At 70.1% G+C, this 12001-nt stretch carries 13 protein-coding genes, 1 pseudogene and 1 riboswitch; of the genes and pseudogenes, 5 read left to right on the forward strand and 9 right to left on the reverse strand.

Features of this window, described 5'->3' with window-relative positions; translation table 11 throughout:
- The first annotated feature begins 27 nt into the window (after positions 1–27).
- Positions 28–558, forward strand: a complete 531-nt coding sequence (locus ABZ815_RS11635; RefSeq protein WP_357696634.1) for a YbhB/YbcL family Raf kinase inhibitor-like protein — start codon at positions 28–30, stop codon at positions 556–558.
- Positions 559–725: 167 nt separating this feature from the next.
- On the opposite strand, the gene ABZ815_RS11640 is transcribed toward ABZ815_RS11635, so the two are convergent.
- From ABZ815_RS11640 to ABZ815_RS11665, 6 genes are all read right to left on the reverse strand, one after another.
- Positions 726–1151, reverse strand: coding sequence for a hypothetical protein (locus ABZ815_RS11640; protein ID WP_357696636.1), 426 nt, complete (start codon positions 1149–1151; stop codon positions 726–728).
- A 152-nt stretch (positions 1152–1303) separates the two neighbouring features.
- On the reverse strand, positions 1304–2932 hold the full coding sequence (gene groL / locus ABZ815_RS11645; RefSeq protein ID WP_357696638.1) for a chaperonin GroEL: 1629 nt from the start codon (positions 2930–2932) through the stop codon (positions 1304–1306).
- Positions 2933–3276: 344 nt separating this feature from the next.
- Positions 3277–3477 carry a cold-shock protein gene (locus tag ABZ815_RS11650; protein WP_068927743.1) on the reverse strand — a complete coding sequence of 67 codons (201 nt, stop codon included), beginning with the start codon at positions 3475–3477 and terminating at the stop codon, positions 3277–3279.
- 243 nt (positions 3478–3720) lie between these two features.
- Positions 3721–3996, reverse strand: coding sequence for a MoaD/ThiS family protein (locus tag ABZ815_RS11655; RefSeq protein ID WP_357696640.1), 276 nt, complete (start codon positions 3994–3996; stop codon positions 3721–3723).
- A gap of 25 nt (positions 3997–4021) precedes the next feature.
- Positions 4022–5254 (reverse strand): threonine synthase, encoded by a 1233-nt coding sequence (thrC, locus tag ABZ815_RS11660; RefSeq protein WP_357696642.1) that lies wholly within the window; start codon positions 5252–5254, stop codon positions 4022–4024.
- Between the two features lie 13 nt (positions 5255–5267).
- A riboswitch (SAM riboswitch) is annotated at positions 5268–5408 on the reverse strand.
- Between the two features lie 79 nt (positions 5409–5487).
- A complete protein-coding gene (locus ABZ815_RS11665; RefSeq protein WP_189654051.1) occupies positions 5488–6042 on the reverse strand; it encodes an RNA polymerase sigma factor in 555 nt (184 codons plus the stop codon).
- Positions 6043–6073: 31 nt separating this feature from the next.
- Here ABZ815_RS11665 and ABZ815_RS11670 point away from each other — a divergent pair, with 31 nt between their 5' ends.
- Together ABZ815_RS11670 and ABZ815_RS11675 are read left to right on the forward strand one after the other, a co-directional pair.
- Positions 6074–7498, forward strand: coding sequence for a trehalose-6-phosphate synthase (locus ABZ815_RS11670; RefSeq protein ID WP_357696644.1), 1425 nt, complete (start codon positions 6074–6076; stop codon positions 7496–7498).
- Positions 7499–7539: 41 nt separating this feature from the next.
- Positions 7540–8724 (forward strand): hypothetical protein, encoded by a 1185-nt coding sequence (locus tag ABZ815_RS11675; RefSeq protein ID WP_357696646.1) that lies wholly within the window; start codon positions 7540–7542, stop codon positions 8722–8724.
- On the opposite strand, the gene ABZ815_RS11680 is transcribed toward ABZ815_RS11675, so the two are convergent.
- The 3 genes from ABZ815_RS11680 to ABZ815_RS11690 form a co-directional block, all read right to left on the reverse strand.
- A complete protein-coding gene (locus ABZ815_RS11680) occupies positions 8702–9283 on the reverse strand; it encodes a hypothetical protein (protein WP_357696648.1) in 582 nt (193 codons plus the stop codon). The two genes, ABZ815_RS11675 and ABZ815_RS11680, sit on opposite strands and share 23 nt — an antisense overlap.
- A gap of 108 nt (positions 9284–9391) precedes the next feature.
- Positions 9392–10162 carry a trehalose-phosphatase gene (gene otsB, locus ABZ815_RS11685; protein WP_357696650.1) on the reverse strand — a complete coding sequence of 257 codons (771 nt, stop codon included), beginning with the start codon at positions 10160–10162 and terminating at the stop codon, positions 9392–9394.
- Positions 10163–10201: 39 nt separating this feature from the next.
- Positions 10202–10501: a DUF3263 domain-containing protein gene (locus ABZ815_RS11690; protein WP_357696652.1), complete on the reverse strand. Its 300-nt coding sequence runs from the start codon at positions 10499–10501 to the stop codon at positions 10202–10204.
- A gap of 120 nt (positions 10502–10621) precedes the next feature.
- Here ABZ815_RS11690 and ABZ815_RS11695 point away from each other — a divergent pair, with 120 nt between their 5' ends.
- Positions 10622–11437, forward strand: a complete 816-nt coding sequence (locus ABZ815_RS11695; protein ID WP_357696654.1) for an SAM-dependent chlorinase/fluorinase — start codon at positions 10622–10624, stop codon at positions 11435–11437.
- A 138-nt stretch (positions 11438–11575) separates the two neighbouring features.
- A pseudogene (locus ABZ815_RS11700) lies at positions 11576–12001 on the forward strand (hypothetical protein); the annotation flags it as partial.

Below are 12001 nucleotides of genomic sequence, written 5' to 3' on the forward strand. Positions count from 1 at the left end.
AAGGAGCTGTCAACCTAGGAGGATGCCGTGCCCGCACCGCTTCCGCATGAACACCTGCCCTCCGTCCCCGCGCTCGTGGTGGAGAGCGACGACATCCAGGACGGCGAGCGGCTGAACGACCTCCACGTCTTCAACGACTGGGGGATGACCGGCGGGAACGTCTCGCCGCAGCTGCGCTGGTCCGGCGCCCCGGAGGGCACCCGCGGCTACGCCGTCACCTGCCACGACCCCGACGCCCCCACCGGCAGCGGCTTCTGGCACTGGGTGCTGTTCGACCTTCCCGGCGACACCGCCGAGCTCCCCAGAGGCGCGGGCACCGGCCCCGACTTCAAGGGCCTGCCCGCCGGCGCGGTCCACGCCCGCAACGACTACGGCACCAAAGACTACGGCGGCGCCGCTCCCCCGCCCGGCGACCCCCACCGCTACGTCTTCACGGTGCACGCGCTCGGGGTCGACAAGCTGGGCGTCGGCAGCGACGCGAGCCCGGCCGTGGTCGGCTTCAACATCACCGCCAACACGCTGGCCCGCGGTCACGTCATCGCGCACTTCGGCATCTGAGTTCAGCGTCCGGGTTCAGCGTCCGGGTTCAGCGTCCGAGTTCTGGGCCCGGGTTCGGGGGCCGAGTTCGGCACAACACCGCGGCGAAGGCGCCCCGTTCGCGTACGGAGCGCCTTCGCCGTGGTGCCGCGTCGGGTCTCGTACGCCCCCGCGTCACCCAGACGGGTTCAGTCGTCCTGCACGGTGCCGTCCGCGAACGTGATGTCCCCGGGAGCGTCGGTCGAGGTGTCCTCACGCTCGTCCGCCGACATGTCCTCGCCCTCGTCGGAACCCTCGTCGGAACCCTCGTCGGCGCCCTCGTTCGCCGAGGCGTCCTCGCTCTCTTCCGACACGTCCGCGCGATCGTCGGACGACTCGTCCTCGAAGGCGTCCGACAGGTCCTCGCGCTGGTCCGACGACGTCCACCTCGACGGCGAGGCGCAGTAGTCGCGGTCGTACAGCTCCAGGTAGCCCGCGCAGTAGGGTACGTCCACGTACTCCAGCGACTCGTCCAGGTAACCGTGGTCGTCGGCCTCGGCCGGCATGGTCATGGCGGCAGCGGCGGCCAGCATGACGGCGCCAAGCCCGAGAACGCGCGCGGTGCGGGAATTCATGTAACTACTCCTTTTGTGCGGTGAATGTCACTTCGTGTCGTTACTTTCCGTAGTCAATAACTACTAAACGTGACCGCACTGGACACAACAAAAGGCGGCCGGATCCTTGGAGATCCGAACCGCCTTCTGATGCGTCAGCGACCAGGCGAAGCCTAGAAGTCCATGTCGCCGCCGCCGGGCATGCCGGCCGGAGCAGCAGGGGTCTTCTCGGGCTTCTCCGCGATGACGGCCTCGGTGGTCAGGAAGAGCGCCGCGATGGAGGCGGCGTTCTGCAGCGCGGAGCGCGTCACCTTGGCCGGGTCGATGATCCCGGACTCGAACATGTTGACGTACTCGCCGGAAGCGGCGTTGAGGCCCTCGCCCGGGGTCAGGTTGCGCACCTTCTCCACGACGACGCCACCCTCGAGACCGGCGTTGACCGCGATCTGCTTGAGCGGCTCCTCCAGAGCCTTCTTCACGATCGCCGCGCCGGTGGCCTCGTCGCCGTTGAGCTCGAGCTTGTCGAACGCCTTGGCGCCGGCCTGCAGCAGCGCCACGCCACCGCCGGGGACGATGCCCTCCTCGACGGCCGCCTTGGCGTTGCGCACGGCGTCCTCGATGCGGTGCTTGCGCTCCTTGAGCTCGACCTCGGTCGCCGCGCCGGCCTTGATGACCGCCACGCCACCGGCCAGCTTGGCCAGGCGCTCCTGCAGCTTCTCACGGTCGTAGTCGGAGTCGGTGCGCTCGATCTCGGCGCGGATCTCGTTGACCCGGCCGGAGATCGCCTCGGCGTCACCGGCGCCGTCGACGATGGTGGTCTCGTCCTTGGTCACCACGACCTTGCGGGCGCGGCCGAGCAGGTCGAGGGTGGCGGTCTCCAGCTTGAGGCCGACCTCCTCGGCGATGACCTGACCACCGGTCAGGATCGCGATGTCGCCCAGCATGGCCTTGCGGCGGTCGCCGAAGCCCGGGGCCTTGACGGCCACGGAGCGGAAAAGGCCGCGGATCTTGTTGACCACCAGGGTCGCCAGAGCCTCGCCGTCGACATCCTCGGCGATGATCAGCAGCGGCTTGCCGGACTGCACGACCTTGTCGAGCAGCGGCAGCAGGTCCTTGTTGGCCGAGACCTTGCTGTTGACGATCAGGATGTACGGGTCTTCGAGCACGGCCTCCATACGGTCGGAGTCGGTCACGAAGTACATCGACGTCATGCCCTTGTCGAAGCGCATGCCCTCGGTGAGCTCGAGCTCGAGACCGAAGGTGTTGCTCTCCTCGACGGTGATGACGCCTTCCTTGCCGACCTTGTCCATCGCCTCGGCGATGAGCGAGCCGATCTCGGGGTCGGCGGCGGAGATGGAGGCGGTGGAGGCGATCTGCTCCTTGGTCTCCACGTCCTTGGCCAGCTTGGAGAGCTCCTCGCTGACGCGCTCGACGGCGGCCTCGATGCCCTTCTTCAGGGCCATCGGGTTGGCGCCGGCGGCGACGTTGCGCAGACCTTCGCGCACCAGCGCCTGGGCGAGCACGGTGGCCGTGGTGGTGCCGTCGCCGGCGACGTCGTCAGTCTTCTTGGCGACTTCCTTGACCAGCTCGGCGCCGATCTTCTCCCACGGGTCCTCGAGCTCGATCTCCTTGGCGATGGAGACGCCGTCGTTGGTGATCGTGGGAGCGCCCCACTTCTTCTCCAGCACGACGTTGCGCCCCTTGGGACCAAGGGTCACCTTGACGGCGTCGGCGAGCTGGTTCATACCGCGCTCGAGACCGCGCCGGGCGTCCTCGTCAAACGCGATCATCTTGGCTGCCATAAGGCTAGACCTCCCAGATGCAGGGTGGCGTGTGCTGGACCGAGCCGACGCCCGCGACGGCATGGGTCTGCATCTCCGTTCGGCAGACCCCATCGTCTCGATCCGGGTTGTTGGCACTCTGCCATACAGAGTGCCAACGAACTGTTTAGCACTCTACCCTGCCGAGTGCAAGCCACGGGCCCCCTGCCCCAGGTCATGGGGCAGGTCATCGGGCACACCGGTTCGTACGGCGAGCCGCCCCAGGAGGTGCGGCCCGCCGTGCGAAGCCGACGGAGGAAACAGTGGCGGGCTCACGCGGACTGCGCTGCCGCGCGTGCCGCCCGGTTCACACCGGCGACGGTGGGTCAGACCGCGCGGACGGACTCCGCCTGCGGCCCCTTCTGGCCCTGCGTGATCTCGAACTCGACGCGCTGACCCTGTTCGAGAGATCGGTACCCGTCCATCATGATCGCTGAGTAATGGACGAATACATCCTTACCACCGTCTACCGCGATGAAGCCGTAGCCCTTGTCCGCGTTGAACCACTTGACGGTGCCCTGCGCCACTTCCGACTCCTCTTACTGGGCTCGCAGATCTCGCCCATTCCTCCGCGAGACCTGTAATCGCCTGACTTTTGGGAAAATCAGCCATACGATCGCCCTCGACCATACCTGTGGCACGGGGTTTGGCAACAGAGTCAATCGACAAACCGCTAATTTCATCGAAGGCTGAGTCGTTCGAGTTGAATTGGGTTCTAAAACAAGAAGGCGCCCACAAGGGGCGCCTTCAAGAGTCGGGGGGTCCGGCGGTCAGCCGCCCGCGACGGCGGGGATGATGGAGATCTGCGTGCCTTCGGGGGCGGGAGTGTCCAAGCCTTCGACGAAACGGACATCCTCTTCGCCAACGTAAACGTTGACAAAACGACGAATCTTGCCCGATTCATCCAGAATTCTCGCGCCGATCCCCGGGTAGTCGGAGTCGAGCTTGGCGAGAACGTCACGAAGAGTCGCCCCTTCGCCACTCACTTCGGCGTTACCCCCGGTGTAAGTGCGCAGGATGGTGGGAATCCGCACAGAAACGTTCATGGTTTTTGTTGCCTTTCCTGGATTGTCAGACAGTCGCGCGGAACGCGTCGAGAGAGGGCCGGATCACGGCGGTGGGCCGCGCGTCGTCGCTGATCGCGTCGAGCGTCTTGAGGCCGTCGCCGGTGTTCAGGACCACGGTCTCGGCCTCGGGGTCGAGCCTGCCCGTCTCGACGAGCTTCTTCAGCACGCCCACCGTGACGCCGCCCGCGGTCTCGGCGAAGATGCCCTCGGTGGAGGCCAGGAGCTTGATCGCGGCGACGATCTCCGGGTCGGTGACGTCCTCGACGCCCCCGCCGGTACGCCGGGCGATGTCCAGCACGTACGGCCCGTCGGCGGGGTTGCCGATGGCCAGCGACTTGGCGATCGTGTCCGGCTTGACCGGCTGGACCACGTCGTGCCCCGCCTTGTACGCCGTCGAGACCGGCGAGCACCCGGCCGCCTGCGCCCCGAACACCTTGTACGGCGTGTCCTCGACCAGCCCGAGCGCGATCAGCTCCTTGAACCCCTTGTCGATCTTCGTGAGCTGGGAGCCCGAGGCGATGGGGATGACGATCTGCTCCGGCAGCCGCCAGCCGAGCTGCTCGGCGATCTCGTACGCGAGCGTCTTGGACCCCTCGGCGTAGTACGGCCGCAGGTTGACGTTGACGAACCCCCACCTCTCGCCCAGCGGGTCGCCGATCAGCTCGGAACAGAACCGGTTGACCTCGTCGTAGGTGCCCTCGATCCCGACCAGCCGGCCGCCGAACACCCGGGCCATGGCGATCTTGGCCGCTTCGAGGTCGGCCGGGATGAACACGCACGCGTCGAGGCCGGCCCGCGCGGCGGCGGCGGTGACCGCGCCGGCGAGGTTGCCCGTGGAGGAGCAGGAGAGCGTGTGGAACCCGAAGTTCCTGGCCGCCTCGACGGCGATGGCGACCACGCGGTCCTTGAAGGAGTGGGTGGGGTTGCCCGAGTCGTCCTTCACGAACAGGGACCGGAGGCCGAGCGCCTTGCCGAGGTTGCCGGCCTTGACCAGCTTCGTCCAGCCCGGGTTCATGTTGGGCTTGCTCGCCACGTCGGCGGGGACCGGAAGCAGGGAACGGTAGCGCCAGATGTTGGCGGGGCCGGACTCGATGTCCGCGCGGGTCACCTGGCCGAAGGAGTAGGCCGCTTCGAGCGGCCCGAAACACTCCAGGCAGGCGAAGCTGGGGCCCAGGGGGTAGCGCGTGCCGCACTCGCGGCAGGACAGAGCGACGGCAGGACCAAAGTCGAGCGACATGAAGCGAGGCCTTCCCTCATCTTCGCCCGCGGCCACCTTGACCGCGAACCGGAATTGGCACCTTGTCCCGGTCGGCCTCGCCAGGTCGCGAGTACAAGCCGGGAGGGTTGCCGGGGCTTCGCAGGGCCGGTCCCTCCACCCCTCTGGATGAGCAATATTCAGTTGTCGAAAGGGACTCTACCTTCTCAAGTGGCCGAAACGGCCACCCATCTCAGAAGGTGAGAAAGCTTGTCTCACCGATAGTCCTCCCCGAGGACTCCCTGCACGTACTTGCGGGCCTGGTGGATGCGGGACTTGGCGGTGCCGAGCGGGATGTTGAGCTGCTCGGCCACCTCGTTGTAGTCGAGCTGGACGATGTCGCGCAGCACCAGCGCCTGGGCCAGGTCGGGCTTGTCGGCCTCCAGCGCCTCCATCGCGTCGAGCAGGTCGAGCCGCGAGCCGGCGATCACGCTGACCCGCCGCGCGTCCGGCTTCTGCATCGGCAGCTCCTCCGACGTCTGCTCGGCGGCCCTGCGCTTCAACGACCGGTACGTGGTGCGCGCGCAGTTGGCGGTCACGATGTGCAGCCAGGTGCTGAACCTGGCCCGCCCCTCGAACCGCCCGATGTTGCGCGCCACGGCCAGCAGTGTGTCCTGCGAGGCTTCTTCCGCGTCCTGGTGATAGGGCAGGATCCGGGCGCAGTGGCGCATCACGTCAGGCTCGATCCTGGCCAGGAGCTCGCCGAGCGCGCGATGGTCTCCGGCCGCGGCCGAGCGGGCGAGTTCCTCGGTTAGCTCATCTAGCGCCATAGCTGGGATCCTATGGGCGAAGGGAGCCCAAATGAACAGCGTTCTCGTGGCGTCCAACCGCGGGCCGGTCTCCTTCACCGTCGACGACGACGGTGAGCTGACCATGAAACGCGGTGGTGGGGGCCTGGTCTCGGGCCTGTCGGGGGTGGCCAAGGAGCACGGCGTGCTGTGGGTGTGCGCCGCGCTGTCCGACGGCGACCGCAGCGCCGTACGCCTCGCTCCGGGGGGCCGGCTCGACCGGACGGGCTACGACACGGGCGCGTTGCGGATGCTCGACATCCCCGCGGCCACCTTCCACCGCGCCTACAACGCCGTGGCCAACTCGACCCTGTGGTTCGTCAACCACCTGCTGTACGACATCCCCAACTCCCCCAGCTTCGGCACCAAGTTCCGGCGCGAGTGGGAGTCCTACCGCGACTACAACGGCGCGTTCGCGCTGGCGCTGGCCGAGGAGGCCGGGCACGGCGCACGCGTGATGGTCCAGGACTACCACCTGACGCTCACCCCGGCGATGCTCCGCGCCGAGCGCCCCGACCTGCGCATCGCCCATTTCAGCCACACGCCGTGGGCGCCCCCGGAGTACTTCTCCCTGCTGCCCGACGCGGTGACCAGGGAGGTCCTGGACGGCATCCTGGGGGCCGACCACGCGGGCTTCCTCACCGCGCGGTGGGCGGCGGCGTTCATGGACTGCTGCGAGGCGCTGCTCGGCGCGCGGGTGGACCGCGCGGCCCGCACGGTCACCCACGAGGGCAGGAAGACGCGCGTCGGCGTGCACAGCCTGGGCGTGGACGGCGCTGCGCTGTGGGCGCGGGCCTGCGAGCCCGACGTCGAGTCGCACATGGCCGCGCTCGCCGAGCAGGTGGCCGGGCGGCGGCTGATCGTCCGCATCGACCGCACCGAGCTGTCCAAGAACATCGTGCGCGGGCTGCTGGCCTACCGGGAGTTCCTGGCCGCCCATCCGGAGTGGCACGGCAAGGTGGTCCACCTGGCCTTCGCCTACCCGAGCCGGCACGACCTGCCCGAATACCGCGAGTACACCGCGTCGGTGCAGCGCTGCGCGCGCGAGATCGAGGACGAGTACGCCACCGAGGACTGGGACCCGGTCATCCTCAACGTCAACGACGACTACCCGCGCTCGCTGGCCGCCTACCGGCTGGCGGACGTGCTGCTGGTCAACCCCATCCGCGACGGCATGAACCTGGTGGCCAAGGAGGGGCCCGTCCTGTCGCCGCGCTGCGCCCTGGTGCTCTCGCGCGAGGCGGGGGCGGCGGCCGAGCTGGGGCCGTACGCGCTGGTGGTCAACCCCTACGACGTGAGCGGCACGGCGGCCGCGCTGCACGAGGCCCTGGTGATGCCCGAGGACGAGCGCAGGCGCCGCCGCGACCGGCTGTACGAGGCGGCCACCGCGCTGCCGCCGCACAAGTGGCTGGAATCCCAGCTCGATGCCCTGCTTTAACATGAGAAGTCGGATTCACTGCCAATGACGGAGGCTGCCGGGTGTCGACGGTCTCAGTGCCCATCCGACTCGTCCGGGATCGTCCGACCTGGCTGATCTACCTCCTGCTCGGCGCGTTCGCCACCTTCATGTACGGCCTCAGCGCCGCCCTGCCGCTCCTGCGCGCCGACCAGCGCACCACGGCCACCGTCGCCGGGCTGCACGGCACCGCCATGGCGCTCGGCACGGTCGGCGCCGGCCTCACCCTGCCCCTGCTCACCAGGGTCCTCGGCCGGCGCGTGACGTGCTGGGTCGGCCTGGCCGGGATGAACGCCGGCGTGCTGCTGGTCATGGCCACCTCCGCGCTGCCCCTGACGCTGCTGGGCTACGGCGTGGCCGGCGGCTTCGGCTCGGTCATGCTCTACGCGGCGATGGCCGAGCTCAGCGACCACCACGGCCCCGCGGGACCGGCCGCGCTCAGCGAGGCCAACGCCGTGGGCGTGCTGGTGGGGATCGTGGCGACGTTCGTGCTCAGCCAGGTGGCGCAGAGCGCGCTCGGCTGGCGGGCCGCCCTGCTGATCACCCCGGCGGTCAGCGTCCTGCTCGCACTGGCGCTGGGCCGCTCCTGGCCCGCGCCCCGGCAGGGCATGGAAGGGGAGGACGACGTGGTCGCCCTGGGCGGCGTCCAGGCGCGGGTGGGCGGCCGGTGGCGCTTCCATCTGGCCGGGGCCGTGCTGTTCTGCTGCGTGGCCCTGGAGTTCTCGTTCAACCTGTGGGCCGCCGACCTGTTCGCCCTCAGGACCGGCGTGACGGCGGCCGTCGCGGCGACCGGGCTGACGGCGTTCGTCAGCGGCATGGCGGCGGGCAGGTTCGCGGGCGCGCAGCTCGCGCTGCGGCTGCCGGCCACGCCGCTGTTCGTCGGCGCCCTGGGGCTGATGGCGCTCGGCTGGCTGCTGTTCTGGACGAGCGGCGCGCCGGTGCTGTCGTACGCGGGGCTGGCGCTGAGCGGGCTGGGCGCGTCGCTGCAGTTCCCGCTCGCGCTGAGCTCGCTGATCGCCGCCTCCGGCGACCGGGCGGACCGGGCGGCGGCCGCCTCGCCCGTGTGGGCGGGCGCCGCCATGGCGGTCGGCCCGCTGCTGCTCGGCTCGCTGGCCGACGGCTACGGCACCGGGACCGCGTTCGTGCTGGTGCCGGTGATCATCGCTGTCGCGGTGACCGGGGTGCTCATGTCCAGTCGGCGTACTTGAGCGTGTCGGCCAGGCCGGGCGTGTCCCACTGGTCCACGACGAGGATCCGGCTCTTCGGCAGGTACCACTCGCGCTGCGTGAAGCGGGCCTTCACGCCGTTGCCCGAGTAGCTGACGCACTTGGCCTGCCAGGCGTTGTAGGCGGCCTTGTGCCCGGCCCCCATCTGCCGGTAGCCCCTGGTGACCTTGGGGCCGATGACCTCGCCCCACTTCCGGTTGAACGGGCAGGGCTGCACGTCACTGGCCGGGTAGTACGGGTTCTTGCCCGTGTAGGGCCCGAAGCCCTCCGCGCCCCGCTTGATCGCGTCGGGGCCGAGGATGTAGAACGCGTCGCACTCGGGCGAGCCCCAGCCCTGTGGCTTGGCGCAACGGCCGGTGACCACCTGCACGTAGTCGGCCCCCTGACGGTGGACCACCCACTCGATCGGGATGTAGAGCGTCAGGCCGCCGCGCAACTTGAGCTGCTGGGCGGGGGCGGCGGAGGCGGCCCCGGGCACGGCGAGCACGGCCGCCAGGGACGCAACCGAGACGGCGGCGACAGCGAGAGATCGTCTTGACATGGGCACCAACGTAGAACCCGCCACTTGCAGCCCAATCACGAACGACTGAAAGCCGTGAGCCGGCTCGAAGACGGCGAACGCCGCGAGCCGGCTCACGAACGGCTGAACTCAGGGACGGCTGAAGGCCGTCGTCAGCTCCCGCAGCAACGCCACCACGCCGTCGGGCCCGTCGACCACGATGTCGGCCCGTTCGGCCAGCGCGGTCACCTCCGCCGAGCCGCTGCACACGGTCACGCCGGGCAGCCCCGAGGCGCGTACGGCCTCGAACGCGGCCAGGTCGCCGAGGTCGTCGCCGACGAACATGACGGACCTGGCGTCCCGCTCGGCCAGGAACAGCCCGAGCGCGTGGCCCTTGTCCATGCCGGGCGGCCGCAGCTCCAGGACCATGCGTCCGGGCTCGATCACCAGCCCGTGCTTGTCGGCCAGCCCGGCCAGCGGCTCGCGCAACGCGGCCAGTGCGCCCTCGGGGTCGGGGGCGCGCCTGGTGTGCACGGCCACCGCCCGGCCCTTGTCCTCGATCACCACGCCGTGCAGCCCGAGCGAGTCGAGCAGCAGCGGCAGCTCGGCCCGGGCGCGGGGCACGCCGGGCGGAGGCGGCGGCGCCGAGACGCGTCCGTGCTCCCACCGCTCGAAGCCGTAGTGGCCGAGCACCACGAGACCGGGCACGTCGGCCAGGCCGGGCCCGAGTTCGAGCGCGGTGGCCGCCGGCCTGCCGGTCACGATGGCCACGGCGCCGACGTGGGCGCCCAGCTCGGCGAGTACGGCGGGGGCCTCGGGGTGGATCCGGGCGGAGGCGGGATCGGGCACGATCGGCGACAGGGTTCCGTCGAAGTCGAGCCCGATCACGGCGCCGGACGGATCTTTAAGGATCGCTTCCATTCCAGGGATGTTCCTCACGCGGCTGCCGTACCCAGCCGGTCAGGGGCGCATGCCGAGCCGTCTCGCCGCACGGTCACGCTGACGGGTGGAGCGCAACCTTCGCAACCGTTTGACCAGCATCGGGTCCTGCTCCAGCGCCTCCGGTCTGTCGATCAGCTCGCCGAGCAACTGGTAGTAGCGGGTGGCCGAGAACCCGAAGGTCTCCTTGATGGCCTGCTCCTTGGCGCCCGCGTGACGCCACCATTGGCGTTCGAAGGCGAGGAGTTCGAGATCGCGGTCGGTGAGGGGTGGTCTGGACGGTTCCTGGGCAGCACTGTCACCGCTGAGCGGTGCTCCCATGATGTCCTCCTCGGGAAGGGGCGTGCGACGATCACATCGCACGCGTCGCGGCCCGTGGCCAATCGTAATGTGCGATGTGCGGCTGTTCACGGCGGATTGCCGGACGTACAGTCACGAAATGTGACCCCAGTCATCACGCTCCTCACGGACTACGGGCTCGAAGACGGCTTCGTGGCCGCCTGCCACGGAGTGATCGCCGGGATCGCGCCCCAGGCGCGGGTGATCGACGTGAGCCACCTGGTCCCGTCCGGCGACGTTCGGCGTGGCGCGGCCATCCTCGCCCAGACCATCCCCTACCTCCCGGCGGGCGTGCACATCGGCGCGGTCGACCCCGGCGTGGGCGGCGCGCGGCGGTCGGTGGCGGTCGAGGCGGGCGGCCGGGTGTTCGTCGGCCCCGACAACGGCCTGCTGTCCTGGGCGGTGCACGCCAGCGGCGGCGCGCGGGCCGCGTACGCGCTCAGCAACGAGGAGCTCTTCCTGCGGCCGGTGTCGCCCACCTTCCACGGCCGGGACGTCTTCTCGCCGGTCGCCGGGCGGCTGGCCGGCGGCCTGGACCCGGCCGAGCTGGGCCCCCCGGTGCCGGTCGAGCGGCTGGTCTCGCTGCCCGCGCCGACCTCGCTGCTGCGCGAGGGCTCGGTCGAGGGCGAGGTCGTCTCGGTGGACCGCCACGGCAACACGCAGTTGTCGATCGCGGCGGGCGACCTGGACGCGCTGGGCGTCCAGGTGGGCGACACGCTGGGGGTGTGGCTCGGGCGGCGGCGGCTCGCGATGCCCTTCCGCACGTCGTTCGCGGCGGTGCCGCCGGGCGAGCTGGTGGCGTTCACGGACTCGGCGGGGCTGATCGCCATCGCGGTCAACTTCGGGGACGCGGCGCAGCGGCTGGGGCTCCCCCCTGGGGCACATGTCCGACTTTCGCCCACACCGCAGGGCGAATAACCGCATAACTACAATTACTCCGCGTATCGGACTGTTTACCGAAGCGTCGGAACGACTCGCCGGCCACGTGCCAGAATGCACGGCAGATCGGGCGTCCCTCCTCTCCCGTTCGAGGTTGACGTGTACCAACTGTCCGTTGTGCTGCTCTCCATCCTGTCCGTGTTCTGGCCGCAGGCAGACGCGCCCGTGCCGGAGCGCTGGCACGCCTGGCCGGTGGCGCGGATCTTCCCGCTGGCCGTTCCCGGCGTCAGCCCGTCGGGGGCCAGGGTGACGTACGTGCTGGCGGGGGTGGCCCCCGAGGCGCCGTGCCGGGTGGCGTTCCAGTCCGCCGCGGTGCGGCCCGGCTGCCTGACCGCGCTGCGGGCCACGTACGCCGACAGCACCCAGACGTACGTGGCCACCGTCGGGATCGCCGTGCTCGACGCGCCCTGCCCACGCCCGTGCCCACGCCCGTACGGCGGGGTGCGCCCGGCCACCGTGCGGCCCGTCGCCTTCCCCGGCGGCCCGGCCGAGCGGTTCGGCGAGCGGCAGTACTTCGCCGGGGCGCTGGCCGGCTCCGGCGCC

Source organism: Nonomuraea sp. NPDC047529 (assembly GCF_040642995.1).
GTDB lineage: Bacteria > Actinomycetota > Actinomycetes > Streptosporangiales > Streptosporangiaceae > Nonomuraea.

What these genes read in the sequence shown, in the direction of transcription:
- ABZ815_RS11640 (WP_357696636.1), bottom strand. Translation starts at nt 1,151, where the DNA reads ATGAATTCCCGCACCGCGCGCGTTCTCGGGCTTGGCGCCGTCATGCTG.
- thrC (WP_357696642.1), bottom strand. Translation starts at nt 5,254, where the DNA reads ATGTCGCTCGACTTTGGTCCTGCCGTCGCTCTGTCCTGCCGCGAGTGC.
- ABZ815_RS11690 (WP_357696652.1), bottom strand. Translation starts at nt 10,501, where the DNA reads ATGGGAGCACCGCTCAGCGGTGACAGTGCTGCCCAGGAACCGTCCAGA.
- otsB (WP_357696650.1), bottom strand. Translation starts at nt 10,162, where the DNA reads ATGGAAGCGATCCTTAAAGATCCGTCCGGCGCCGTGATCGGGCTCGAC.
- groL (WP_357696638.1), bottom strand. Translation starts at nt 2,932, where the DNA reads ATGGCAGCCAAGATGATCGCGTTTGACGAGGACGCCCGGCGCGGTCTC.
- ABZ815_RS11665 (WP_189654051.1), bottom strand. Translation starts at nt 6,042, where the DNA reads ATGGCGCTAGATGAGCTAACCGAGGAACTCGCCCGCTCGGCCGCGGCC.
- ABZ815_RS11670 (WP_357696644.1), top strand. Translation starts at nt 6,074, where the DNA reads ATGAACAGCGTTCTCGTGGCGTCCAACCGCGGGCCGGTCTCCTTCACC.
- ABZ815_RS11680 (WP_357696648.1), bottom strand. Translation starts at nt 9,283, where the DNA reads ATGTCAAGACGATCTCTCGCTGTCGCCGCCGTCTCGGTTGCGTCCCTG.
- ABZ815_RS11655 (WP_357696640.1), bottom strand. Translation starts at nt 3,996, where the DNA reads ATGAACGTTTCTGTGCGGATTCCCACCATCCTGCGCACTTACACCGGG.